This is a genomic window from Henriciella pelagia, assembly GCF_002088945.1.
Classification (GTDB): Bacteria; Pseudomonadota; Alphaproteobacteria; order Caulobacterales; family Hyphomonadaceae; genus Henriciella; species Henriciella pelagia.
The window spans coordinates 380,306-404,206 of the sequence record NZ_NCSU01000011.1; the positions used below are offsets into that span (position 1 = coordinate 380,306).

The window sequence follows — 23,901 nt, forward strand, 5'->3', positions numbered from 1 at the left end:
TGACGTGAGTGATTGGCCCCGTGCCAGTCGCCTCATATATGGGCACCGAGGAGAGCTGTAATGTTTACCGGACTGGTTACCGACACCGGCACGATTGAGCGTGTAGAAGACCGAAATGGCCTTCGGCGACTGCGCGTCCAATCTTCCTATCCGGTAGAGCAAATCAGTATGGGCGCATCGATCATGCACTCAGGCGTGTGCCTCACCGTGGTCGCGCTTGGCGAACGAGGCGAGGGAAGCTGGTTCGACGTCGAAGCCGTTCCAGAAACACTCGCCAAGACAAATTTGGGCCGTGTTGATGTTGGCGGGAAACTCAATCTGGAACTGTCGCTGAAACTCGGAGATGAGCTGGGAGGCCATTTTGTCTTCGGGCATGTAGATGGAGTTGGAGAGGTCACTGCCATTCAGCCGGAAGGACAAAGCCAGCGCGTGACAGTACGTCCACCCGTTGACCTGATGAAGTATTTTGCGACCAAAGGGTCGGTCGCCATTGATGGAGTTTCACTGACGGTCGCACGTGCGAATGAGGATGGAACTTTCGAAGTCGCTATCATTCCCCACACATGGCAGGTCACAACGCTCGGAAATTTACAGGTTGGCAACATGGTCAATCTTGAGATCGACATGCTGGCACGTTACGTGGCGCGAATGATCGGGGCTGATGCTCCGGAAAATGGGTAAACTATGAGCGACGAATTTCACGCAGCGATCTCTTCAATCGACGAAATCATTGAGGATGCCCGCAATGGGCGCATGTTCATTCTCGTTGACGCCGAAGACCGCGAAAATGAGGGTGACCTTGTCATCCCGGCAAGTTTCGCCACGCCAGAAGCCATCAATTTCATGGCCCGCTTCGGACGTGGCCTGATTTGTCTCTCCATGACATTGGAGCGCGCCAAGACGCTGAACCTCGACATGATGGCCCGCGATAACCGCGAAAGCATGCAGACAGCCTTCACGGTCTCGATCGAGGCGAAGGAAGGTGTGACGACTGGCATCTCTGCAGCCGACCGCGCCCGGACCATCGCTGTCGCCATCGATCCAACAAAGGATCATCACGACATCGTATCTCCCGGCCACGTCTTTCCCCTGATTGCCCGTGAAGGTGGCACGCTGGTGCGTGCAGGACATACGGAAGCTGCGGTCGACATCTCGCGTATGGCCGGCCTGTTCCCAGCGGGCGTCATCTGCGAAATCATGAATGATGATGGTACAATGGCGCGGCTGCCGGAGCTTGTCTCATTTGCACAGCTTCACGGACTCAAGATTGGCACGATTGCAGACCTCATCGCGTGGCGCCGGAAAAATGACCGCTACCTTGAACGCCGTGTCGAAGCGCCATTGCACAGCGAGTATGGCGAAGGCTTCAAGACCGTCGTGTTCCGAAATGCGATTGACAATATTGAACACATCGCGGTGGTGCATGGCGAGATCAGAGCCGACGAGGAAGTTCTGGTGCGCGTTCACCGCACGGACGTTCTCACGGATATTCTGGGCCAAAAGGGACCGAGGTCAAATCTTGTGGAGCGGGCCATGAAGATTATCGCCCAATCTGAAAAGGCAGGCGTGGTTGTGTTCGTCAACACGATGCGTCCCAATTCAATTGCTGCTCGCCTCGGTCTTAAAGCGGGCGACAGCGATGACAAGACCTTGCCGTTAAGAGAATATGGTGTCGGCGCTCAGATTCTCCGCGAGCTCGGCGTCCGGAAAATGGTATTCCTTTCCGATACCAAGCCGACGCGCGTTGCCGCTCTGGAAGGCTATGGCCTCAGCATTGCAGGCTGGCAAACCCTGAACGAAAGCAAGGACTGATATGCCCCACCGCATTCTGATCGCGACATCGCGCTATTACGAACACATCACCCGCGAGCTGGAGGCTGGAGTAGCCGAAACGCTTGAAGGCGAAGATGTGACCGCAGAAATCATCGAAGTCCCGGGCGCATTTGAAGTGCCTGGGATTATTGCCATGGCTGCAGATAGTGGGCGCTATGATGGCTATATCGCTTTGGGTTGCGTTATTCGCGGTGAGACAAGCCATTACGACTATGTGTGTGGAGAGAGCGCCCGCGGCCTTATGCATCTCGCTGTCGAACGCCGCCTCGCGATCGGATATGGCATTCTGACCGTGGAAAATGAGCAGCAGGCGCTTGTGCGCGCAGATCGCAAGCAGAAGAATAAGGGGCGTGATGCTGCGATTGCCTGCCTTGAGATGATCAAGCTTAGAAAGAAATTTGTCGGATGATCGACACAAGCAAAGTTCCATTTGAAGTAATCCGCGCAAGGCGGGCTGGCGCGAGGCTTGCCGCTGTACAGGCGCTTTACCAGATGGAGCAGACGAGTGAGGGGTCCAGGGCTGTCATTCGTGAATTTATGGAAGATCGATTGGGGTTCGGACCAGACGAGGAACCCGTCGAAGAAGCAGACCCCGACCTGTTCAAGTCCATCGTCAACGGTGTGATCGAACTACAGGGAAAAATCGATCCAGCAATCTTGGCCAGACTGAACAAGGGATGGAAGCTTTCGCGTCTGGACGCAACGAGCCGCGCCATTTTGCGGGCGGCCACGGCTGAACTGTTGAAGCACGGCGAACTCTCCAAGGCGGTGATTCTCGATGAATATGTGTCTCTTGCGCACGATTTTTTTGACAAGACCGAGGCGAACTTCGTGAACGCAGTTCTGGACAATATCGCCCGGGACCTTCGACCAGAAGAATAGCGACCGTATCCAGCATGGACGAATTCGACTGGATTGCACGTTACCTGAAACCCATCGCCCCTTCGCCCGAAGCTATGGGGCTGTCGAATGATGTCGGAAAGCTGCTGAGCCACAGTGGTTCGGTCAGGATCGCGACGATGGATACGCTGGCGGCGGGCACTCACTTCCTAAAGACTGACCCGCTGGACCTGGTTGGGCGCAAGCTCGTCCGGGTGAACGTGTCGGATATTATTTCCAAAGGCGGACTACCCGAGCAGGTTTTGTTGTCCATCGCTTTGCCTGATGGCTTTTCGGAGCAGGAATTTGAAACGCTCTGCCATGGTATAGGAGGCGAACTCCAGCAGCGCGGAATATCGCTCATCGGCGGCGACACAATCAGATTTTCGGGTCCCCTGACGCTGACCATGATGATGACAGGCCGCTGCGAACTGAAGGGGCCGACGCACCGCAATGGAGCAAAGCCTGGCGATGTGTTAATCGTCACCGGAGTAGTAGGGGCAGGGTATCTGGGCCTTCAGGTCGCGAGAACCGGTAACACTGGCGTATACCTAGATCACTATCGTTGTCCTGAAATCACCGAGGAGCAGTGGGCTGGAGTCATTTCGGACTTCGCAACGTCATCCCTCGATATTTCGGATGGATTGCTTGCTGATGCGTCTCATCTGGCCGACGCGAGCCGACTGGCCTTTTCCATTGACCTAGATCAGGTGCCCTGGGCGGCGGAGCCGAGTGACCTGGAAGAAATGCTCGCACTTGCCACCGGGGGCGATGACTATCAGGCCCTGTTCACAGTTTCGGCGGATCGATTCGAGAAATTCGAAACCTTAGCTTCTGAGAGGGGGCTGTTCTTCCAACAGGTCGGGTCTGTGTCGGAAGGTTCTGGGGTGAAAATCCATCGTTCCGGCGTCGCCATACCTTTACCATCTGTAAAAGGTTACACCCACTAGCTCTTGCGTAGTGAAATCACCGATTGTGCGAAGAAGCTTGCTTAACTGAATGCACTTTGGCAGTGACGAGTCACTAACAATAAGGCCAAATGGTCGCAGTCTCTGGCTGGGCCAAAGGCAAAAAGGGAGGAAGGGCAAAAATGACCCTATGGTTTTACGTGGCACTCGCCGCCGGTCTGGCTGCTGTGCTTTATGGCTGGTTGCAGTCACGATCGATCATGGCTGCGGATGCTGGCACAGATCGAATGAAGGAAATCGCATCGGCGATCCAGGAAGGCGCGAATGCCTATCTGAAGCGCCAGTACACCACCATTGCCATGGTTGGCGTTGTCGTTGTGGTGCTCCTGGTGATTGCGTTTCGCAATTGGGAAGTTCCCCTTGGCTTCGTCATTGGTGCTGTACTGTCCGGTGCAGCCGGCTTCATCGGCATGAAAGTGTCCGTGCAGGCAAACGTCCGCACGACGCAGGCAGCAAGCAAGAGTCTTGCTGGCGGTCTCGCCATGGCATTCAAGTCCGGGGCTGTTACAGGCTTGCTTGTTGTCGGTCTCGCCCTGATTGGCGTCGTTGTCTATTACGGCTTGCTGACGGGTGCCGTCGGATATGAGCCGAGCGACCGCGCGGTTGTTGATGGTCTCGTTGCACTCGGCTTCGGTGCGTCACTGATTTCGATCTTTGCACGTCTCGGCGGCGGTATCTTTACCAAAGGTGCTGATGTTGGCGGCGATATGGTCGGCAAGGTCGAAGCCGGTATCCCGGAAGATGATCCGCGCAACGCCGCGACAATCGCGGACAATGTGGGTGACAATGTCGGCGATTGTGCCGGCATGGCAGCTGACCTGTTCGAGACTTATGCTGTGACAATTGTCGCGACCATGGTTCTTGGCGCGATCTATTTCAGTGGCCTTGGCTATCTGGGTTCCATCATGCTCCTGCCGCTCGCGATCTGCGCGGTGTGTATCCTCGCCTCGATTGCAGGGACCTGGTTCGTGAAGCTCGGCAAGGGCTCCACGAACATTATGGGCGCTCTTTACAAGGGCCTTATCGCAACGGGCATATTCTCGTTGATCGGTCTCGCTGTTGCTATCAACTGGGGCCTTCCGAACGGTTTTGGTGTCCTTGATGGCGCAGGTGCCGCACTCGGTCTTGCAACGACAGTGACAGGTATGGACCTGTTTCTCTGCGGCGTCGCAGGACTCGGCGTGACAGCACTGATCGTGGTGATCACGGAATACTATACCGGCACCGGATATCGTCCGGTTAAATCCGTGGCTAAATCGTCAGAGTCCGGTCACGGCACGAATGTGATTCAGGGGCTCGCCGTGTCGCTGGAATCCACCGCTCTGCCAGCAATTACCATCATTGCAGGCATCATCCTGACCTTCAATCTGGCTGGACTTTACGGCATCGCCATCGCAACGACGACGATGCTTGCTCTTGCCGGCATGATCGTGGCGTTGGACGCATTTGGCCCGGTGACGGACAATGCTGGCGGCATCGCTGAAATGTCCGACCTTCCAGGCTCGGTACGCGACACAACGGATGCGCTCGACGCGGTTGGCAACACCACCAAGGCCGTGACGAAAGGTTACGCAATCGGATCTGCCGGTCTTGGTGCGCTCGTGCTGTTTGCGGCCTATTCGGAGGATTTGAAGTATTTTGCGGTCAATGCCGCAGAGGGCAGCGTTCTTCAGGGTGTTGCAGTCAATTTCTCCATCGCGAACCCATACGTGGTTGTCGGCCTTCTATTCGGCGGTCTTCTGCCATTCCTGTTCGGCGGCATGTCCATGATGGCTGTCGGCCGTGCGGCGCAGTCAGTCGTGGAAGAAGTTCGTCGGCAATTCCGCGAGATGCCAGGTATCATGAAGGGAGAGGTAAAGCCGGACTATAGTCGTGCGGTCGACATCCTCACCCGTGCAGCCATCAAGGAAATGGTCGTTCCATCCATGCTGCCTGTACTCTCGCCAATTGTGCTCCTTCTGGTTATCTGGTGGATCGCTGGAATTTCCTCAGCGCTCGCCGCTGTCGGCGCCATGCTGCTCGGTGTGATCGTGACCGGTCTTTTCGTGGCCATCTCGATGACGTCCGGCGGCGGTGCGTGGGACAATGCCAAGAAGTACATTGAGGACGGCAATCACGGCGGCAAGGGGTCAGAAGCCCACAAGGCTGCTGTGACAGGTGACACGGTTGGTGACCCTTATAAGGACACCGCAGGACCAGCTGTGAACCCGATGATCAAGATTACGAACATCGTAGCGCTTCTGATGCTCGCAGTGCTGGCGCATTGATTGTTGAGTGCCAGTAAAACAAGAAGCCCCGGCCAGATCGGCCGGGGCTTTTTTTATCATGCTTGCTGTCTGACTCGACTAGTTGCGTCGTCCGGTGGGGTTCCCAGGCGTCGCTTCGTTTGTGGCGGGTAGCACAGCGCGGCCGACATTGCCGAAGATCTGTTCCCAAAGCCCCAACTCGCGGCCGAGTGTTGGTGTTTCACGCGAGGCGTAGTTGATGACGCGTCCATCGTCCTGGTCGTATTCCAGCACTTCCTCCACAACATCTTCATCACTGAAGCGGATGGCGGTTACCGTCCGGGTCGAAATCTGGGGGCGATAAAATGCGAAACGCTCCTGGATCGTGCTAATGTACACCCAGGTGTTGTCGTCAAAGATGCTCTCGGTTGAAGGTGAGCCAAGTTGGGCGAGCACGCTTGAGCGTGTGTCAATTCCTGGAGTAATCGCATTCGGTGCTACTTCGTCGGGCGCATAGCCGTGATAGGCTTTTACGGGTGAGATGCAGCCGGTTGCGAGGCAGGCGACGGCCAGGCTGGCGATGAATGAGCGTTTGACCATTCGGGTTTCCTTCTACTTCCTTACCGATTACAGGGCCGGGGAGCCTATTGGCAAGTTACGGAGCGCACAATTGAGCTGGTTGATGGACAGATTGTTTCCGAAAAAGGCGGCGATAGAAGGCGCTGCGGATCGCCTGTACGAAGGCCTGGTTCATGCCGCTCGTTCGACGTGGCTGTTCACGGAGGGCGGATTCGAGGACAGCTTTAGTGGGCGCTTCAATGCCATAGCGTTGCATGGCGGATTGCTTTTGCCGGAACTTGAGCGAAGGGGAGGGCGAGGTCCGGTCTTGTCGCGCGCTGTGTACACGCGCATCTTTGATGGACTCGACGCAGGTTTACGCGAAACCGGGGTCGGTGATGCGTCAATCGCCAGAAAAGTTCGAAAGTTCGGAGAATCATTCTTCGGCTTGGGCAATGCCATTAGAGACGCCCTGGCTGCATCAGACAGCAGGACTGGTATTGCTGCTGTGCTGGAACGCAATGAAGTGGCCGCCGCAGATGAAGCGGACAAGCTTGCCGACTATGTCATTGACTTTGCACAACATCTTTCGAGCCTGTCGGATGAAACGCTCTTCGACGGAGATGCAGGACTAGTCTTCATGGGAAAAAGGGCAGACTGAGCGGTAGCCGTCGCTTGCTTCGGAAAAGCAGGGTGCTAGTGTCCGCGCGAGTCACGGGCCCATCAGATAATTATGAAACCGATTTCTCTTTCTGTTGATGCCATGGGCGGCGACGCCGCACCGGACGTGGTAATCGATGGTCTCGACCTTTTTTTCGCGACCCGCTCGGACGCACATGTCATCCTTCACGGAAATGCCGATCTGTTGACGACTTCGGTTCAATCGCGGTCATGGTCCGACGCCTGTACAATTGTGGACCAACCCGATGTGGTCGCCATGGATGCCAAGCCGTCATCGGCATTGCGCAGAGCGAAGGGCACCAGCATGTGGGGCATGATCGAAACTGTGAAGCAGGGCGAAGCCCATGCTGGTGTGTCAGCCGGCAATACGGGTGCCCTGATGGCGATGTCGATGCTTGCGCTCCGCAAGATGCCTGGTGTGCACCGGCCTGGAATGACTGCGGTCTGGCCGACGCTCAAAGGGCGGTCCGTCGTTCTGGATGTCGGTGCCAATCTGGATGCCGACGCCGAACAGCTTGTTGAGTTTGCGGTCATGGGTGAATCCTATGCCCGCGCAGTGTTCGGCAAGGAAAAGCCAACGGTTGGTCTGCTGAATATCGGCTCGGAAGAAGAGAAGGGTCGCGACGCCATCAAGCTTGCCGCTGAGCTCCTTCGAAACCGTGACCTGGGTATCGACTTCAGGGGGTTCATCGAGGGCAATGATATATCGACCGGTTTGGTCGATGTCGTGGTGACGGACGGATTCACCGGCAACGTGGCACTGAAGACGGCGGAAGGCACGGCCCGGCTTGTCTCGACCTATGTGCGCGCGGCCCTGTCCTCAAGCCTGCTGTCCAAGGCAGGCGCAGCGCTGGCCGCTTCCGGCCTCCGCGAACTGAAATCAAAGCTCAATCCTTCAAGCGTCAATGGTGGGGTCTTGCTCGGATTGAACGGGGTCATCGTCAAGAGCCATGGCGGTACCGACGCGGAAGGGTTCTCCACCGCTGTAAAATTGGCTGCGGACCTCGCCCAGAGCAGCTATATGGATGAGGTGGCTGCAGGTCTGAACCGGGTGTCGAGGCTCGGGACTTCTCCGGAAACAGTTGAATAATGACACAAAGAACAAGCTTTATCCGAGGCTCTGGTGCCTATCTTCCATCCCGCATTCTCACAAATGACGACCTGTCCCGCATGGTCGACACGTCGGATGAATGGATCCGGGAACGAACCGGTATCCATCAGAGGCACATTGCGGCAGACGATGAGGTCACGTCGGATCTTGCAACCGCCTCCGCGCGCGATGCATTGGACAATGCCGGGATTGATACAGGTGACGTGGACCTGATCGTTGTTGCGACAACGACTCCGGATCAGACTTTTCCCGCGACAGCAACCTCTGTCCAGGCAAAGCTCGGCATTCATGGCGGCGCAGCATTCGACGTTCAGGCGGTTTGCTCAGGGTTCCTTTTTGCGCTGGCCACTGCCGATTCCATGCTTCGCCAGGGACTGTTCAATACGGCGCTGGTTATTGGCGCCGAAACTTTCACGCGCATCCTGGACTGGTCCGACCGAGGCACCTGTGTCCTGTTTGGAGATGGAAGCGGCGCGGTCGTCCTGCAGGCCGCGCAGGGCAACAGCGATGAAGGGATCATTGCTCATCACATCCGCACTGACGGCACCAAGAAGGACCTTCTTTACGTTGACGGCGGCGTGTCATCGACCGGAACGATCGGTCACGTCCGCATGCAGGGCAACCAGGTGTTCAAGCATGCGGTAACCAATATCTCGAGTGCAATTCAGCAGGTCCTCGACGATACAGATCACTCCGTTGAAGATATCGACTGGTTCGTTCCGCATCAGGCCAATCAGCGTATCCTGAATGGCGTTGCCCGCAAAATGGGGCTCGACGAAGAAAAAGTCGTCTCGACAGTTGCCAAGCACGGAAATACATCAGCTGCATCCATTCCCCTCGCCTTGCACACAGCGATTAGCGACGGCAGGATCAAATCTGGAGATCTTGTGCTAAGTGAAGCCATGGGTGGCGGCTTTTCATGGGGTGCCTCTCTCTTCAGGCTGTAATTCTTTCATTAAGAAATCAGCCTTATCTGTTAACCAGAGGAGCTGATCAGTGAGCAGTAAGACCGTTACACGAGTAGAACTGGCCGACGCGATTGTTCGCGAGGTAGGGCTGACGCGTCAGGAGTCGGGAGACTTGCTGGACCGTATGCTCGAAATGATTGGCAAAAGCCTCGAGCATGAGAACGAAGTGAAGCTTTCACGCTTCGGGAATTTCGTTGTCCGGAAGAAAGCTGCCCGGTCCGGGCGGAATCCGAAGACGGGCGTAGAAGCCAAGATCTCCGCCCGCCGTGTTGTGACGTTCAAACCTTCTCCCATGCTCAAGTCCAAGGTCGAAGAAGCAAATTGAGAGAGATAGCACATGCCTGCAGCCGCCAAACGTGTAGAGAAATCAGCCGATGCCTATCGTTCGATTGGAGAAGCTGCTGACGAGCTTGGGCTGCAACCCCATGTGCTGCGCTATTGGGAAGGAAAATTTACGCGCCATCTGAAGCCTCTCAAGCGGCCCGACGGCCGACGCATGTTTCGGCCCGAAGACATGACGGCTCTGAAGGCGATTCAGCTGCTGGTACACGATCGTGGACTCACTCTCAAAGGCGCAGAACAACTCCTCAACGAGCAAGGCGTCGAAAAGGTGTTGGCAGGGCAGGCGATCCTGACCGTTGCGGGCGACGACGCCTCCATGGACAGTCCAGCGAGAAAACTGCAGGAAACCGTGCAGGCAGCGTTCGCAGCAAGTCAGAATACGGCAGAGACGTCGGTTGCCGCCCCGGCCGGGGCGGCGCGCGATCGTCTCGAAGCCATGCTCTCCGATCTTGAAGACATCAAGCAACGGCTTGATTCGGTCAGGCTGGCTCGCGCGGCTTGACGCAGCATGAGTGATTGCATTCCAAAATGACCGCGATTAAGCAGGCGCTAGTCGGAGCGTAGCGCAGCCCGGTAGCGCACTTGTCTGGGGGACAAGGGGTCGTGGGTTCGAATCCCGCCGCTCCGACCATTTTTCCTCACCGGTCCAGGCTGGCGCGGTACAATGTTGATTTTACCGCCTTGTCCCAGCCGGAAATATACTGATTACGGATCCTGCTGTTCATCGTCGGCGTGAAACTGCGTTCTGCCTGCCAGAGGTCTTCGAGTTTTTCGACACTGCTGAATACGCCCGCATTGAGACCGGCGAGAAAAGCTGCACCGCGTGCGGTGCTTTCGATTATTTCTGGGCGATCGACATCAACGTCGAGAATGTCTGAAAGAAACTGCACGAACCAGTTATTTCCAACCATACCACCATCGACGCGAAGCCGGTTTAGTTTCACACCATCTGCCTCAAGGGCTTTTGCAAGGTCGAGCGTTTGGTAGGCGACCGATTCCAACGCAGCCCGGACCAATTCGGCCTGACTGGTAGACCTCGTCAGTCCATAAATAGCCCCCCGGGCATCCGCGTCCCAGTGGGGCGCTCCCAGACCCGTGAACGCCGGAACCATGTAAAGCCCCGCATTGGATTCGACGGAACTCGCAAGAGCCTCTGTGTCGGAAGCAGACTTTATGAGCTGCATTTCATCGCGCAGCCATTGGCTGACGGCACCGGCGATGAAGATTGAGCCCTCAATCGCATATTGCGGTTCGGTACCGGTTCGGCATGCCACGGTCGACAGCAAGCGGTTGGACGACTGAACCAGTTCGCCTCCTGTGTTTGCCAGCAGAAAGCAACCTGTCCCGTAGGTGCTCTTGACCATTCCAGGATGCCAGCATGCCTGTCCGAACGCCGCAGCCTGCTGATCGCCGGCGACACCCATAATTGGAATGGAGCGACCAAAGAGATCGGGCTTCGTGTCACCGAACCAAGCTGAGCTGGGCCTTACTTCCGGGAGTTGAATTTCCCCGATGCCCAGCCATCCCATAATTTCACGATCCCAGCCCCCATTCTGAATGTTGTAGATGAGCGTGCGGCTGGCATTCGTTTCATCTGTGAGGTGCATCTGCCCACCCGTTAGACGATGGATCAGAAAGCTGTCGACCGTACCGAAGGCGAGTCGGCCGTCCGAAGACAGGCGGGCTGCCCGATCCCAATTGCGCAGCATCCAGGCAAGCTTGGTGCCTGAAAAATATGGATCAATCGTGAGACCGGTGCGCTCACTGATTGCAGCCTCGCGTCCGTCTGCTCTCAACTGTGTGCAAATGTCCGCAGTTCTTCGGTCCTGCCAGACGATAGCGCGGCCAATAACGTCGCCGGAAACGGCATCCCATGTGACGGTGGTTTCGCGCTGGTTGGTGATGCCAATGGACACAATCTCGGCGTCGCCACCGCGTTCCGCCTCTGCCATGGCGCTCTGCGCCGTTCGGAGCGTCGATAGCCAGATATCTTCGGCATCATGCTCCACCCAGCCGGATCGTGGAAAGTGCTGAGGGAACTCTTCCTGTGCAAGCGCAACGATGCGTCCATGCGTGTTAAATACGAGCGCACGGCTGGAGGTGGTGCCCTGATCGAGACATAGAATGAGTGGACGTTTAATCATTTTCGAACCGTAAACTGAGACGTCGATTTCGGCCAGATAGATCAAATTTGACGGATTAGCCTACTCTGATCTTCACGCTTTATCGGTAACTTTCACGCTGCCGAGCAAATGCAAGCAGGAGTCGGGGATGAAGGACCAGCAGCCGCAGGCGGACGCTGAAAATGGCTTGATGGCAAGCCTCATCAAATCAGTCGAAATCCCTGAAGATCAGCAACCGGTGATCCGCGCGAAGCAGCTGGAAACCGTTGGCCGCCTTACACCGACAATCGCCCTCGCCAATCTGGTGAACGCGTCAGTCGTGGTCATGTCTTTCTGGAACACTCCGGGCAACCGGCTGATCGGCATTTGGTGCTCTACATTCGTCATTGCGACCGCAATCATGGTCATTGGCCATCTTCGGTCAAAGGCCCGGAAAGGCCAAGAAGACACCGACCGCTATTCTGTGGAGGGTACACAGGCTGGCATTGAACGATATGCGCGATTCGCGTCTTTTCTTGGTCTGCTGTGGGGCATTCTCCCGCTGCTTATCATGCCATTTACGGACCCGACCAGCCAGCTGGCCGTCAGTGTGATTATTGCCGGGATCATGTTCGGCGGTGTGCTCCTGGTAGGCCGAATTCCGGAAGCGGCCGTATCATTCCTGCTTCCGACAACGATCGGCTATATTGTCGGGCTTCAGCTGGGGCAGGATCCGCGCAACGGCTTTCTATCCGTTCTTGCCGTGTTTTATGCCGCCGTGCTGTGGACTTCGACCCGCTGGTCTTATCGTCAGTTCGTTGAACAGCATCTCAGTGCTCTTGCAGTGCAACAACAGGCGCAGCTGATTGGATTGCTGTTGCGTGACTTCGAAGAGAGCACGTCCGATTGGCTCTGGCAAACAAACGAATTCGCTGAGATCATCGAAATTCCGATGCCGACTCTCGGTGATACAACAAAATTCGACGCGATGGCGCCCGGTCAGGACCTCCACGCCCTCTTCAAGAAATCGGACGCTCAACGCGTGCTCCAGAAATCGCTGGAACGTCGGCAAGGTTTCCGCGACCTCATGCTTGAGGTCGAGGGTGAAGAGGGGGGCTGGTGGTCGCTGACCGGCAAGCCGATATTTGACAGCAACAACAAGTTTATCGGCTTTCGGGGCGTCGCGAGTGATATCACCCAGTCTAAAGCCATCGAGGATCGCATCGCTTACATGGCTCATTATGATCCGCTGACGGGTCTGCCTAACCGGGCCTGCCTTCATGAACGTCTCGAAAAGGCTGCGTTGCGGCCAATCGAAAACGGTCGCATGCGGGCACTTCTGTGGCTCGACCTCGATAACTTCAAATGGGTCAACGATACGATGGGGCACCCGGCCGGCGACGAACTGCTGTGTCAGGTCGCCAAACGGTTGAATAGCGCTGCTCAGGATGCGGATGTTGTCGCGCGACTCGGTGGTGATGAGTTTGCAGTGTTACTGGAAGTGGAAGACCAGGATGCACTTGAAGATCTAGTGCGATCAATGAGTGAATCGCTCAATGCACCCTATGAAATTTGGGGTTCGATCGTGCATTGCGGCGCCAGTATCGGCGTGCGTCCGGTCGAGCAGCACAATATGGATATCCAGACGCTGCTCAAGCATGCAGACCTGGCACTATATCAGGCGAAAGAATCGGGCAAACGGACCTGGTGTGTCTTCTCGTCAGAACTTGCAGATCGCGCTGAAGCACGTCGTTCAGTCGAGATGGACTTGCACCGTGCGGTCGAGAATTCCGAGCTTCAGCTCTATTTCCAGCCGCAGGTCTCTACAAAGACGGGTGAAATAGTAGGCTGCGAAACGCTGATCCGCTGGAATCACCCAACACGCGGTCTCATCGGGCCGGGAAGCTTCATTCAGCATGCTGAGGATAGTGGAATTATTACGCGGCTCGGCAATTGGGCACTTCGTGAAGCCTTGTCACAAGCGCGACGTCTGCCAAAGCATATGCACATTGCCGTGAACATTTCGCCGCTTCAGATCCACAGCGCGAGCCTGGTTTCGACGATTATAAATGCTCTGGCCACAAATGGTATTGATCCGGGTCGCCTTGAGCTGGAGATAACAGAATCAGTCCTTATGACGGATACTGAGTTTACGCTCGACAGGCTGAATCAGCTCAAGCAGATCGGCCTGAAAATATCCCTGGATGACTTTGGTACCGGCTTTTCGTCACTCAGCTATCTGCGTCGCTTCCCGTTCGACCGGCTGAAGATCGACAAGAGCTTTGTGGAAGATATTGATCATGATGAAGACAGCCGTGCGATTACGAAGGCGACGCTGACCCTCGCCAAGGCGCTTAACATGAAGTGTACGGCCGAGGGTGTGGAAACGGAGTGCCAGAAGCAGTTTCTCACCGATATTGGTTGTGATGAACTGCAGGGCTATCTGATCAGCCGTCCGCAGCCCCTCGAAAAGCTGAAACACCTGATCAATCTTGCGCCTGAGCCAGAGAGTATGCCTCAAAACGAGGCCACGATTGTTGGCGAAGATTATTTCACCGCGTCCAAAGAAGGCTCCGACAACCCCGTTCGGCTTGAAAAGAAGGCAGCAGTGTAGGGCTCAGTTCGGTCCGAAGATGCTGCCCAGAGCGTTCTGGATGATCCGTTCGCGGGGGTCTTCGTTTGCAGGTACTTTTTCTTCGCCTTCATCTTCTTCGTCCGGAATGGTTTCATCTGGTGCACCACCGGCATCCACGGGGCTTGATTGGGCCGTAGGCGGCTCTCCGAGTGCTCCAGCGATGATGTTTCCCAACTCGCCATTCAACTGGCCGGCTATGGCGCCCGCTGCGCGGTCTCGAACGGTTTGCTGCAAGGCCGTCTGAACACCCGAAAAGTCTGGTGAAAACTTTGGCGCAACCCAGCTTCCAGATACGCGAATGGGAATCGGTATGCCGTTCAGTTGTACAGCGGATGCGTTTCCGCGGCCCGTCCGGTCGACGGCCGGGGTCAGCTTCACATCCATGGACCGACCGCCGAGATTGATCTGGCCAGTGCCCGACACATTCAGCACATTGTTCGTGAGCTGCAGGGAGCGAATGTCCGCTACCCCTTCAGAGATCGTCAGCTGCGTTGTGAAGTTGGTGAAATCTGTCTCTGCTTTCGGAGACACGACCTGACCAAGGCTAGCAAGGGTGAGATTCCCGCTGGTCAACTGCTCCTGCAGCGACCCGGCACTACGTACAAGCTGGCCAAGATTGATCCCTTTCAGCGCTCCATCGGCAATATTGAGCGAGGCCGTACCGTTCATCTTGCTGACGACCTGATCGAGGGTCGATCCGCTGGTCGTGACATTGATCGCAAAACCGCCATCACCGCTGAGGCGGTCAAATCCGGTGAGTGTGCCTAGCAGGCTTTGAGCCGAAACGCTATTTGCATCCAGATCAAAACCAAACTGGGGAACCGAAGGCGAAGCATCAACTCGCACAAGCCCAGTCCAAGCGCCCCCGAAAACAGAAAATTGCTCAAACCTTGTTGAAAGGGCACCATTGGTCAGCGTCGATTTCAAGACATTGTCGGTCAGGCTGATTGGGCCAATCCTGATCGTTTCGGCTTGCAGGTTGATGTCCGCATTGAGCAGTTTGAGAGCCTGAAGGTCCAGAGGTGCGTCGCTCCAGCCAGAGTTTTGTTGTGTCGAGCTCGTCTTTGAGTCGCCCAGAAATGGGTCAAGAGATAGATCATTGGTCTTCAGGTTTGCCCGAATTACGGGAATAGCGCCGCCCAGATCAGCGCCGAGCGAGCCGGTGGTTCGGATGTCGTCCAGCTGGTAAACACCCTTGTCTAAGTTCAGGTTCTGGAAAGTACCCTCGGCGCGGCTATTCACCTTCAACACTTTCATCGTCCGGCCTTCGGGCACTGCGACGCCAAATTGCGCCAACACTGTCCGGAGCTGAGACGTCTCGATCTTCAGGTCTCCATCGATCCGACCTGCACCTGCAAATGCGAGATCACCTGAAAAGGACGACTGAAGATTGGGACTGGTCGTGCGAATGTCTGCGCCGGTCAGGGAGGGGGTCAAAGCGCGACCGCTTAGATTAGACGAGAACGTAACCTGTTGGATCGAGGCCATTTGCGGAAGGTCGAACCCCAGCCTTGCGGCCAGATTGGCCGCATCTCGGATCGTTATGGAAGATTTTCCGTCCAGGAGGATGTCGTCGTCGAGATTGATCAAGCCGCTATAGTCTGCATTGAATCCGTCTCCGGCCAATGAAAGCTTGCTGAAATTGAATTGCAGGCCACTTACTGGTCCGGTGACGCGACCGTCTACTTTCAGCGTCCCCAACGGAGCAGGGTTTATGGGAAGGTCTAAGTCCAGAAACCCAGCCACGTCGTTCAATCGGGGCAGGGAGGCAGAAAAGGTTCCATCCAGCGCCATATCATCGCCCGCCTGCACGTTGCCGACATAGCTTACGAAACCAAGGTCAGAACTGAACTCGAAGGCCACGCTCGCCTGTGATGTTTCCTGAAACGTTTGCGGAGTGGACAGTGTGAGATCGGTCGTGAATACCTGGGACTGAAACTTTCCTTTGGCCTTCAGCACGAGAGGATCGGACGGAGAGGTGAAGGCAGTGCCGGCGTCGAGTTCTGTGAGCTCATAACGCGTGCCCGCCGACAAGTCTTCATAGAGAAGCGATGCATTCTGCAAGCTGATCCTGTCGATTCGCGCCGACACATCAGTCCCCTCATCGGGCGCGGAGTTGGCCTCTTTGTCAGTATTGCCAGCACCCAACACCCAGTTAACGCGGCCATCTTCGAGCCGGGTCAGCTGCACAGCCGCATCGACGAATTCAATCTTGCGAATTTCCACGCGTTTTGAGAATAGCGGCATCAGGCGGACAGAGCCACGCAGGGCGCCAGCGGTGACCATGTTGCGCTGAGGGAAGCCCTCTGGGTTGGCGACAGAGACGTCCTCAACAGAAGCAGTAATCCCCGGAAAAACGGAAATCGAAACGTCGCCTGCGACAGTCACATCCCGCCCGAATGCCGACGACGCCGCCTTTTCGATTTGCGACTTGTACACGGAGCTTGGGATCAGGAAGGGCAAGATCAGCAGAGCGACAATGAGGGCACCAATCACTCCACCGCCGATGATGAGAATTCGCTTCATGAGATCTGACCATTACTGTTCGTGCCAATTTGGGGACGCTAGCTGCAAGTCATGGCAAACTGATGGCAGTTGGTGCTTGACCAGTGCAACGCGCTTGTCTAATCAGGCGCCTCACCGCCAAGTGTGGTGTCCGATCTGGGCGGGTGTAGCTCAGTTGGTTAGAGTGCCGGCCTGTCACGCCGGAGGTCGCGGGTTCGAGCCCCGTCACTCGCGCCATTTCTCCGGAAATGGCACCGCCAGATCGCTAACAATCGCAATACAACTCCAATGGATCTTAGCAGGTGCCCTCTCGAGGCAGCTGGAGGGTTCCTGCAAACGACCTTTTCGGGAGTTTAGCTCAGTTGGTCTGCATGCTGTGCAAAATCAGCGATAACAGAGGTCAGTGCACGGAGTTGGTCTGGTTTGATCACAAAGGCTGGCGTCAGGTAAACAACGCGGCCAAGCGGGCGAATGAATGCGCCGCGGTCGATAAACCAGCGGCGAGCTTTCTCGACATTAAAATCTGTTGAGAGTTCAACCGCGGCAACAGCACCACAGACCTGCACGCGGTTGACGAGAGGCAGCTCCTTTACTGGCATCAGCTCCTTACTCAGTTGTTGCTCGATTGACCGGACCTGCGACAGGCGAGGTTCCCTCTCAAAAAGGTCAAGGCCGGCGTTGGCGACCGCGCAGCCAACTGCATGCCCAGTAAATGTTGGGCCGTGCATGAGCGCATTTTCGGAGGAGTCGGTATGAAATGCCTCATATACCTTCCTGCTGGCGATAGTCGCTGCGAGCGGCGTTATGCCGCCCGTTAAAGCCTTGCCAACGCACATGATGTCGGGCGGAACCGTTGCCCTTGTTGCGGCGAACATTTCACCGGTTCGGCCGAATCCTGTGAAGATCTCGTCGAATATCAGGAGAACGCCATGGCGGTCGCACGCCGCGCGCATGAACCGTAATGTATCCTCCGAATGCATTCGCATCCCGCCGGCGCCTTGAATGAGCGGCTCAACAAGCACAGCCGCAATATCCTTCTGCTGGGATAAGAGGCGATCAAAAGCTTCCTGCTGCTCGGGATTGATTGGGAGGTCAGTGACATATTGTTCCGGAACGACTCCTGCGAAGAGGCTATGCATGCCTTCGTCAGGATCGCAGACGGACATGGTTGCGAACGTGTCTCCGTGGTAGCCGCCCTTGAAGCTGAGGAACCGTGTGCGTCGCTCACCGGTCAGGTTCATGTAATACTGGACGGCGATTTTCATGGCGACTTCCACGGCGACTGAGCCAGATTCCGTGAAGAACGTCTTGTCAAGGTCGCCCGGCGTGATGTCGGATAAGCGCGTCGCAAGTTTGTAGGCCTGTTCGTGCGCGAGTCCGCCCAGCATAACATGCGGCATGGTCTCCAATTGTGCGCGTGCTGCATCCAGAAGAGTCGGGTGATTGTAACCATGCACACTTGTCCACCAGCTCCCGACGCCGTCTATCAGCTGACGTCCGTCAGCCAATTCGAGAAGGGCACCCTGCGTCCGACTGACCGGAGCGGGATCGGGAATTGTCTTCATCTGCGCATAGGGCAGCCAGATGTGGTGAAGCCCGCTCCTGAACCAGTTATTCGGATTTGCCATGTTTAGTCCTTCTGATCAGATGGGTCAGTTGCGGGTCAATTTGAGCTCAGTAGGACATGGCCTCGACGAGTTCGAGAAAGCCTGACTGCATGAGTTCATTAGAGCGACTGAAACGACACGCAGATGCCCGTCTGCAACGTATACACGCCGCTGGGCAACACCGCGTGGTGAAGCCCACTCATCGCAAATCGGATGCGCAAGCCGAGAGAGATGGGCAGCAACTCATTTCGTTTTGCGACAATGACTATCTTTCGCTTGCATGTGAACCACGAGTGATCCGTGCTGCGTGTGACGCCGCAGAGCAGTATGGCGTTGGTGCGGGTGCGTCACGGCTCATTACCGGTGATTGCCCATTGAATTCCGTTCTTGAGCGCCGCCTGGCCGCCATGAAGGGGACTGAAGCGTGCCTCGTCTTCGGGTCTGGTTACCTCGCAAATGTCGGAACGATCCCGGCGCTTGTTGGACAGGCTGACACTATTCTGCTGGACGAACTTTCTCATGCGTGCATGTATGCAGGTGCGCGTTTGTCCGGTGCAGAAATTCATATCTTCCGTCACAATGACGTGGAGCATGCCAGAGAACTGATCGAGCGCGCTCAGGGACAAGTGCTTGTGCTGACCGAAACGGTCTTTTCAATGGATGGTGACCGGGCGCCGCTTTTGGAACTCAATGCACTTTGCGAACACTCCGGTGCATGGCTGATGACCGATGACGCGCACGGTCTTGGTATTCTGGATGCACCGAACCCGGCCCCTATTCAGATGGGGACTCTGTCCAAGGCTGCGGGCGCTTATGGCGGTTATGTTTGTGGTCCCGCTGAAGTCATCGACATGTTGGTCAGTCGGGCAAGAAGTTTCGTCTACACGACAGGATTACCCGCTCCTGTTCTGGCAGCTGCAATTCGGGCCCTCGACATTATGTGCGAAGAACCATATCGGGCGGATCGGGCGAAAGACCACGCAGCATTGTTTTGCGACCTGATGAGGCTGCCGGCACCAGAAAGCGTCATCGTGCCGGTCATTGTCGGGGAAGAAGCACGCACGATGAATATATCGGCAGCGCTGGAGCGAGATGGCTATCTCGTAACAGCCATCCGCCCACCTACGGTGCCCAAAGGCACATCCCGGCTTCGTATCACCTTTGCGACGGGCCATACGGAAGCGGATGTAAGGCGTCTCAGCGAAACCCTGAACAGGCTTCTTCAATCATGAGAAGTTTCTACGTCACAGCCATTGGTACAGAAATCGGCAAGACCTATGTCAGCTCGTTGCTTTTGAAGAGATGGCGCGCGGCCGGAAAGTCTGTGCATGCACTGAAGCCGGTTATGAGTGGCTTCGGAGAGGTCGATCTTGCAGAGTCAGATGCCGGACAATTGCTTGCGGCATCTGGCTGTCAGGTAACACCACAAGCAGTCTCCGAGATTTGCTTTCAGCGGTTCGAAGCACCGTTGGCTCCGAACGTCGCGATGCGCCAGACCGGCGTTTCCCAGGACTATGACGCGATCCTGGAGTTTACCCGACAGAGGCTTTGCGCGTCGACCGCAGATGTCGCGTTGGTTGAAGGGGCAGGCGGGGTGATGTCGCCGCTAACGGACGAAAAACTGCAGATCGATTTTATGGTTGACCTGGCTCTCCCCGTTATTCTGGTCGCTGCGCCCTATCTTGGCGCCGTGTCGCACAGCTTAACCGCAATCGATATGCTGGCGAAATATGGCCTGGAGCTTCACAGCTTGATCATTAGCCAGCCGAACGCTGAGGATGGCACGCCGGAGTCATTGGGTTCAGAAATCGCTCTATTTCGAAAGGTAAACTGGAGTTCGGTGCCTTACGGATCGAATGAAATACTGGTTTACCAAATCTAATCGCAAAGCGTGTCCGCGCGGTGCGACGTGTTGCTGCTGCGCACGCTCAAACGTTCACCGACCATCCGTAAACACAGGTGTGCGTTTCCCTAGCTCCGATTTGACTGCTTCGATCTGGTTCGGCGAACCGATAATCTCGTCCTGCAGCACCGACTCCAGCAGAAGGGCTTCCGCATCCGTCATATCCTGAAGCTGGTTGAAGATCTTCTTGTCAGCCCGAATTGCATCCGGATTCTTTCCAGCTATCGTCTCTGCAAGGGCGAGCGCATCAGCGTGCGGGTTGTCCGACAGTTCTGTCACAAACCCATAATCGACGGCCTGGGCGCCGGAAAAAATGCGCCCGGTGTAAGTTAGCTCCCGCAGCCTGTCGTCCCGGCAGAGAGCCTTCATGATGGGTGTGCCCGCCATATCTGGCACCAGACCCCATTTAATCTCCATGATCGACATCTTCGTATCAGGGTGTGCAATCCGGATATCGGACCCCAGTAGAAGCTGGAAGCCTCCGCCGAGCGCAACACCGTGCGCCGCTGCAATCACCGGTACCGGCAGGGTACGCCAGCCCCACACAGCCTGCTGTGCGCGATTTGCGATACCATGAGTGCGTTCAGCGAGCGGTTGACGTCCGCTGGGGGTTCCACCGCTGCCACCACCATCTGCCATTTTGCCAAAGTTACCCATGTCCAGGCCTGCGCAAAAGGCGCGGCCTTCACCAGACAGTATAACGCAGCGCACTTCAGGGTCCTTTGCCAGGGCCTCACTGGTCTCGATGAGCGCCGAGAACATAGTATCGTCGAGCGCATTCATCTTGTCCGACCGGACGAGCTTTACGTCTGCGACACCGTTGGCTTTTGTCACGCTAATGCGTTCTGACATTGATTATCCTCCCAATCTGGATCTTCGCCAAATCTGTTCAAACAAAAACGCCGGGACAATCCCTGTCCCGGCGTCACGCTCAATTGCTGTCTTTTCTAGAGGAACAGTTTTGCAAACTCACGCGGCTTACGGTTCTTCCATTTGCCTTCGTGCCATGCGGCCGAGGCGAGGAGTGGAACCACAGAACTGGCTTCGGCAAAAACCATCTGCTCATACACGGTCTGGACCTTGCCCCAGCTTGCCGCTTCCTTGAGCGTTGAGGATGAACACGCGCCATCTCGTGTGTCGGCAACGGTGATCTGCACGGCATATTTATGCATCTCGCATTCCTTGCCGAGGATCTCGGCACAGACGACTGTGTCCTGAACGAAATTCTTGGGCACGCCGCCACCCACCATAAGGAGGCCGGTTGAGCCGGCTGCGATCTTCACATCGGTCAGTTCGCGGAAATCAGCGACGCTATCGATCGAGAGATAGTTGCCCGGATTCTCGACCTGATGTTTTACAAGGCCGAAGCCTGCCGAACAATCAGAGAAAGCCGGCACGAAGATCGGAACATTGTGATCGTAGCAGGTCTCTATCAGCGAGCCTTTTTTCTTGGCGTTGTCCTTCAACCACTTGCCCATCTCCCAGATAAATTCGCGAGAGGAGTAGGGACGCCGCTCGAGGCTATCGGCAATGTCCTTGATGATGTGGTCGCAGGCCTGGAGCTCTTCTTCGTCGATGAAGGTGTCGTAGATGCGGTCGATATAAAGGTCGCGCAGGATATTGTCGTCGACAGACTCTGGGGCCTGATAGTGCTTGTATCCAAGCGCTTCGAAGAAATCCATGTCGACGATCGACGCGCCAGTGGCGACGACGGCATCAACGAGGCCATATTTCACGAGGTCGCGATAAATGTGCATGCAGCCGCCTGCCGAGGTCGAGCCGGCGAGGGTCAAAATGATTGAGCAGTCCTGATCGGCGAGCGCCATGTTAAAGATTTCCGTTGCGCGAGCGAGGTCACGCGACGAGAAGGACATCTTGCCCATTGCATCGATGATTGGGCGCGCATCGAACGATGTCATGTCGACATGCTCGACGACTTTGCTTAGCAGTTCTGCCTTGCGGTTGGATTGATCAGCCATGAGGGACTCCATTTGCCTGGAGGCGTTGTAACGAGGGGTGAATAGGGGGTCCAGACAGGAAGAATGCCCGATACCAGGATCGGGCATTCCATGAGCGTCTGGTTTTCGGCTTACGCCATGACGGCGACAGTGGTTTCGCTGTAGAAGCCGTTGAAACGGGAGGCCAGTGCCTGACCGTACGCACCAAGGTGACAGACTTCGATCCAGTCGCCTTCCTGTACGTCCGCCGGAAGGTCAAAAGGGCCTTCCATGACATCGAGACTGTCGCAGGTTGGGCCAAAGAAACGGAAGTCTGCTTTGCCAGCGTCTGGACGCGGCGCAGAACGGTAAAGTTTCACTGGAAACTTCCACGCGCACTGCGCGGCGTCGAAAAGTGAGCCATAGCTGCCATCGTTGAGGTACAGGTCGCGGCCCTTGCGAGCTTCAACGCGCGCCAGCGTGGAGCCACCTTGAGCGCACAGCGCGCGGCCAGGTTCACCGAGGACCTGGAGGCCGGCAAATCCGTTCGCGTCCAGCGCTTTACGAATTGCAGAGAAATAGTCACCCATTGGTGCTGGCTTCATGTCAGGATAAGCCACCGGGAAACCACCTCCACAATCAACCGAATCAATAGCCACATCTGCATCACCCAGAACCGAGCGGACATAGCGCAGGGCACGGTCATAATCTTCAACATCGAGACACTGTGAGCCGACATGGAAGGTCACGCCTAGCTGCATCGAATGCGGGCGGGCGGCCTGCAGGAGATCAACAGCGGCCTCCCGATCAGCGCCGAACTTGCCGGACAGAGGCATCGCCGCGTTCCCTTTTGGAAGGGCGACCCGCAGGTGAAGGCAGAGATCATTCGCATAACCGGTTTCTTCGAGCATCTTCTGGAGCTCTTCAGCACTGTCGAACGAGAAGTCGCGGACGCCCGCCGCATAGGCGTGACGGATCGCTGCGCGCGACTTCACAGGGTGCATGAAGAACAGCTTTGCCGATGGTGCGATGGACTGCACCAGTTCAACTTCACGGGTCGAAGCAACGTCGAAATTGCGCACGCCGGTGGTCCAGAGCGTCTTGATCACGGCTGGGTGTGGGTTCGCTTTAACCGCATACAGGACTTTGCCCGGAAAGCCGTTGAGGAATGTGCGTGCAGCCGCTGCAATTTTCTTCGGGTAGAGCACGAAGATCGCGTCGTCACCTTCATAGGCGCGCAGAACGTCACCAACGCTGGCGAAGGCCGGAAGGCCCGAGCGGTTGTCGGAATCTGGAAGAATGGCAGGGCGCGCCAAAGGCGCATAGTCGGTCTTGAACATGGTGGGGATTCGGAATTTAGGCCGGCATCAAGCCGGTGAACTTTGAAACTGCTTCACACGCTAACAACGTGCGAGGCGCGGCAAGGTTCGGCGGGCACTCAGGTGGCCCGCTACGGCCTTATAAGTTCAGCGACAGCAGCCGCATAATCTCCGAATTTCTTGTCCACATAGTTATAAAGGCCCGTGTCAAAGGCCACAGCCAACAAAGAATGGGAGGTCGCAGAAGCGAACTGTTCCGGTGTCATCCAAGTATCCTCGTCAAGCATGACCGGCCTCTCGACCGATGATGAAGTGAAGACAGTTGGGC

The 23,901-nt window shown here is 56.3% G+C and carries 22 protein-coding genes and 2 tRNA genes; 16 read left to right on the top strand and 8 right to left on the bottom strand.

What is annotated here, in order from left to right; all coding sequences use genetic code 11:
- Positions 1-60: 60 nt before the first annotated feature.
- The 6 genes from B8746_RS11355 (at position 61) to B8746_RS11380 (ending at position 5,947) form a co-directional block, all read left to right on the top strand.
- On the top strand, positions 61-681 hold the full coding sequence (locus B8746_RS11355; RefSeq protein ID WP_084393791.1) for a riboflavin synthase: 621 nt from the start codon (positions 61-63) through the stop codon (positions 679-681).
- 3 nt (positions 682-684) lie between these two features.
- Entirely contained in the window at positions 685-1,812 is a 1,128-nt protein-coding gene (gene ribB, locus B8746_RS11360) for a 3,4-dihydroxy-2-butanone-4-phosphate synthase (protein ID WP_084393792.1), read from the top strand.
- Between the two features lies 1 nt (position 1,813).
- Complete coding sequence (locus tag B8746_RS11365) at positions 1,814-2,242, top strand: 6,7-dimethyl-8-ribityllumazine synthase (protein WP_084393793.1); 429 nt, start codon at positions 1,814-1,816, stop codon at positions 2,240-2,242.
- Positions 2,239-2,715 (top strand): transcription antitermination factor NusB, encoded by a 477-nt coding sequence (nusB, locus tag B8746_RS11370; RefSeq protein WP_084393794.1) that lies wholly within the window; start codon positions 2,239-2,241, stop codon positions 2,713-2,715. The genes B8746_RS11365 and nusB overlap by 4 nt, the downstream gene beginning before the upstream one ends.
- A gap of 14 nt (positions 2,716-2,729) precedes the next feature.
- Complete coding sequence (thiL, locus tag B8746_RS11375; RefSeq protein ID WP_084393795.1) at positions 2,730-3,662, top strand: thiamine-phosphate kinase; 933 nt, start codon at positions 2,730-2,732, stop codon at positions 3,660-3,662.
- A 140-nt stretch (positions 3,663-3,802) separates the two neighbouring features.
- Positions 3,803-5,947, top strand: coding sequence for a sodium-translocating pyrophosphatase (locus B8746_RS11380; protein WP_084393796.1), 2,145 nt, complete (start codon positions 3,803-3,805; stop codon positions 5,945-5,947).
- Positions 5,948-6,025: 78 nt separating this feature from the next.
- Here the strand turns inward: B8746_RS11380 and B8746_RS11385 are convergent, their stop codons facing one another.
- The gene (locus tag B8746_RS11385; protein WP_084393797.1) at positions 6,026-6,505 is read right to left on the bottom strand and encodes an outer membrane protein assembly factor BamE; all 480 of its coding nucleotides are present in this window, start codon (positions 6,503-6,505) and stop codon (positions 6,026-6,028) included.
- A gap of 70 nt (positions 6,506-6,575) precedes the next feature.
- On the opposite strand from B8746_RS11385, the gene B8746_RS11390 reads away from it, so the two are divergent.
- The 6 genes from B8746_RS11390 (at position 6,576) to B8746_RS11415 (ending at position 10,196) form a co-directional block, all read left to right on the top strand.
- On the top strand, positions 6,576-7,124 hold the full coding sequence (locus B8746_RS11390; protein ID WP_158084608.1) for a ubiquinol-cytochrome C chaperone family protein: 549 nt from the start codon (positions 6,576-6,578) through the stop codon (positions 7,122-7,124).
- Between the two features lie 69 nt (positions 7,125-7,193).
- Positions 7,194-8,234: a phosphate acyltransferase PlsX gene (plsX, locus tag B8746_RS11395; RefSeq protein WP_370237649.1), complete on the top strand. Its 1,041-nt coding sequence runs from the start codon at positions 7,194-7,196 to the stop codon at positions 8,232-8,234.
- On the top strand, positions 8,234-9,202 hold the full coding sequence (locus tag B8746_RS11400; RefSeq protein ID WP_084393799.1) for a beta-ketoacyl-ACP synthase III: 969 nt from the start codon (positions 8,234-8,236) through the stop codon (positions 9,200-9,202). Before plsX ends, B8746_RS11400 begins: the two co-directional genes overlap by 1 nt.
- Before the next feature lie 49 nt (positions 9,203-9,251).
- Positions 9,252-9,548: an integration host factor subunit alpha gene (locus B8746_RS11405; RefSeq protein ID WP_084393800.1), complete on the top strand. Its 297-nt coding sequence runs from the start codon at positions 9,252-9,254 to the stop codon at positions 9,546-9,548.
- 12 nt (positions 9,549-9,560) lie between these two features.
- Positions 9,561-10,067, top strand: a complete 507-nt coding sequence (locus B8746_RS11410) for a MerR family transcriptional regulator (protein ID WP_084393801.1) — start codon at positions 9,561-9,563, stop codon at positions 10,065-10,067.
- A gap of 52 nt (positions 10,068-10,119) precedes the next feature.
- Positions 10,120-10,196 (top strand) — tRNA-Pro (locus tag B8746_RS11415).
- 7 nt (positions 10,197-10,203) lie between these two features.
- On the opposite strand, the gene glpK is transcribed toward B8746_RS11415, so the two are convergent.
- Positions 10,204-11,709 (bottom strand): glycerol kinase GlpK, encoded by a 1,506-nt coding sequence (gene glpK / locus B8746_RS11420; RefSeq protein ID WP_084394222.1) that lies wholly within the window; start codon positions 11,707-11,709, stop codon positions 10,204-10,206.
- Positions 11,710-11,836: 127 nt separating this feature from the next.
- Here glpK and B8746_RS11425 point away from each other — a divergent pair, with 127 nt between their 5' ends.
- Positions 11,837-14,281: a putative bifunctional diguanylate cyclase/phosphodiesterase gene (locus B8746_RS11425; protein ID WP_084393802.1), complete on the top strand. Its 2,445-nt coding sequence runs from the start codon at positions 11,837-11,839 to the stop codon at positions 14,279-14,281.
- Positions 14,282-14,284: 3 nt separating this feature from the next.
- Here B8746_RS11425 and B8746_RS11430 read toward each other — a convergent pair whose 3' ends face one another.
- On the bottom strand, positions 14,285-16,828 hold the full coding sequence (locus tag B8746_RS11430; protein ID WP_084393803.1) for an AsmA family protein: 2,544 nt from the start codon (positions 16,826-16,828) through the stop codon (positions 14,285-14,287).
- A 139-nt stretch (positions 16,829-16,967) separates the two neighbouring features.
- Here B8746_RS11430 and B8746_RS11435 point away from each other — a divergent pair.
- Positions 16,968-17,044 (top strand) — tRNA-Asp (locus B8746_RS11435).
- A gap of 116 nt (positions 17,045-17,160) precedes the next feature.
- On the opposite strand, the gene B8746_RS11440 is transcribed toward B8746_RS11435, so the two are convergent.
- The gene (locus B8746_RS11440) at positions 17,161-18,435 is read right to left on the bottom strand and encodes an adenosylmethionine--8-amino-7-oxononanoate transaminase (protein WP_084393804.1); all 1,275 of its coding nucleotides are present in this window, start codon (positions 18,433-18,435) and stop codon (positions 17,161-17,163) included.
- 56 nt (positions 18,436-18,491) lie between these two features.
- Here B8746_RS11440 and B8746_RS11445 point away from each other — a divergent pair, with 56 nt between their 5' ends.
- Positions 18,492-19,646, top strand: coding sequence for an aminotransferase class I/II-fold pyridoxal phosphate-dependent enzyme (locus B8746_RS11445; RefSeq protein ID WP_233124195.1), 1,155 nt, complete (start codon positions 18,492-18,494; stop codon positions 19,644-19,646).
- Complete coding sequence (bioD, locus tag B8746_RS11450; protein WP_084393806.1) at positions 19,643-20,296, top strand: dethiobiotin synthase; 654 nt, start codon at positions 19,643-19,645, stop codon at positions 20,294-20,296. Before B8746_RS11445 ends, bioD begins: the two co-directional genes overlap by 4 nt.
- A 54-nt stretch (positions 20,297-20,350) precedes the next feature.
- Here bioD and B8746_RS11455 read toward each other — a convergent pair whose 3' ends face one another.
- From B8746_RS11455 to B8746_RS17150, 4 genes are all read right to left on the bottom strand, one after another.
- Positions 20,351-21,169 carry a crotonase/enoyl-CoA hydratase family protein gene (locus B8746_RS11455; RefSeq protein WP_084393807.1) on the bottom strand — a complete coding sequence of 273 codons (819 nt, stop codon included), beginning with the start codon at positions 21,167-21,169 and terminating at the stop codon, positions 20,351-20,353.
- Between the two features lie 95 nt (positions 21,170-21,264).
- Positions 21,265-22,296: a 1,9-bis(guanidino)-5-aza-nonane synthase gene (locus B8746_RS11460; RefSeq protein ID WP_084394223.1), complete on the bottom strand. Its 1,032-nt coding sequence runs from the start codon at positions 22,294-22,296 to the stop codon at positions 21,265-21,267.
- Positions 22,297-22,406: 110 nt separating this feature from the next.
- Complete coding sequence (locus B8746_RS11465; RefSeq protein WP_084393808.1) at positions 22,407-23,594, bottom strand: type III PLP-dependent enzyme; 1,188 nt, start codon at positions 23,592-23,594, stop codon at positions 22,407-22,409.
- A 110-nt stretch (positions 23,595-23,704) separates the two neighbouring features.
- Positions 23,705-23,860, bottom strand: coding sequence for a hypothetical protein (locus tag B8746_RS17150; RefSeq protein WP_158084609.1), 156 nt, complete (start codon positions 23,858-23,860; stop codon positions 23,705-23,707).
- Positions 23,861-23,901 lie beyond the last annotated feature (41 nt).

What these genes read in the sequence shown, in the direction of transcription:
- B8746_RS11355 (WP_084393791.1), top strand. Translation starts at nt 61, where the DNA reads ATGTTTACCGGACTGGTTACCGACACCGGCACGATTGAGCGTGTAGAA.
- ribB (WP_084393792.1), top strand. Translation starts at nt 685, where the DNA reads ATGAGCGACGAATTTCACGCAGCGATCTCTTCAATCGACGAAATCATT.
- B8746_RS11365 (WP_084393793.1), top strand. Translation starts at nt 1,814, where the DNA reads ATGCCCCACCGCATTCTGATCGCGACATCGCGCTATTACGAACACATC.
- nusB (WP_084393794.1), top strand. Translation starts at nt 2,239, where the DNA reads ATGATCGACACAAGCAAAGTTCCATTTGAAGTAATCCGCGCAAGGCGG.
- thiL (WP_084393795.1), top strand. Translation starts at nt 2,730, where the DNA reads ATGGACGAATTCGACTGGATTGCACGTTACCTGAAACCCATCGCCCCT.
- B8746_RS11380 (WP_084393796.1), top strand. Translation starts at nt 3,803, where the DNA reads ATGACCCTATGGTTTTACGTGGCACTCGCCGCCGGTCTGGCTGCTGTG.
- B8746_RS11385 (WP_084393797.1), bottom strand. Translation starts at nt 6,505, where the DNA reads ATGGTCAAACGCTCATTCATCGCCAGCCTGGCCGTCGCCTGCCTCGCA.
- B8746_RS11400 (WP_084393799.1), top strand. Translation starts at nt 8,234, where the DNA reads ATGACACAAAGAACAAGCTTTATCCGAGGCTCTGGTGCCTATCTTCCA.
- B8746_RS11410 (WP_084393801.1), top strand. Translation starts at nt 9,561, where the DNA reads ATGCCTGCAGCCGCCAAACGTGTAGAGAAATCAGCCGATGCCTATCGT.
- glpK (WP_084394222.1), bottom strand. Translation starts at nt 11,709, where the DNA reads ATGATTAAACGTCCACTCATTCTATGTCTCGATCAGGGCACCACCTCC.
- B8746_RS11425 (WP_084393802.1), top strand. Translation starts at nt 11,837, where the DNA reads ATGAAGGACCAGCAGCCGCAGGCGGACGCTGAAAATGGCTTGATGGCA.
- B8746_RS11430 (WP_084393803.1), bottom strand. Translation starts at nt 16,828, where the DNA reads ATGAAGCGAATTCTCATCATCGGCGGTGGAGTGATTGGTGCCCTCATT.
- B8746_RS11440 (WP_084393804.1), bottom strand. Translation starts at nt 18,435, where the DNA reads ATGGCAAATCCGAATAACTGGTTCAGGAGCGGGCTTCACCACATCTGG.
- B8746_RS11445 (WP_233124195.1), top strand. Translation starts at nt 18,492, where the DNA reads ATGGCCTCGACGAGTTCGAGAAAGCCTGACTGCATGAGTTCATTAGAG.
- bioD (WP_084393806.1), top strand. Translation starts at nt 19,643, where the DNA reads ATGAGAAGTTTCTACGTCACAGCCATTGGTACAGAAATCGGCAAGACC.
- B8746_RS11455 (WP_084393807.1), bottom strand. Translation starts at nt 21,169, where the DNA reads ATGTCAGAACGCATTAGCGTGACAAAAGCCAACGGTGTCGCAGACGTA.
- B8746_RS11460 (WP_084394223.1), bottom strand. Translation starts at nt 22,296, where the DNA reads ATGGCTGATCAATCCAACCGCAAGGCAGAACTGCTAAGCAAAGTCGTC.
- B8746_RS11465 (WP_084393808.1), bottom strand. Translation starts at nt 23,594, where the DNA reads ATGTTCAAGACCGACTATGCGCCTTTGGCGCGCCCTGCCATTCTTCCA.
- B8746_RS17150 (WP_158084609.1), bottom strand. Translation starts at nt 23,860, where the DNA reads ATGCTTGACGAGGATACTTGGATGACACCGGAACAGTTCGCTTCTGCG.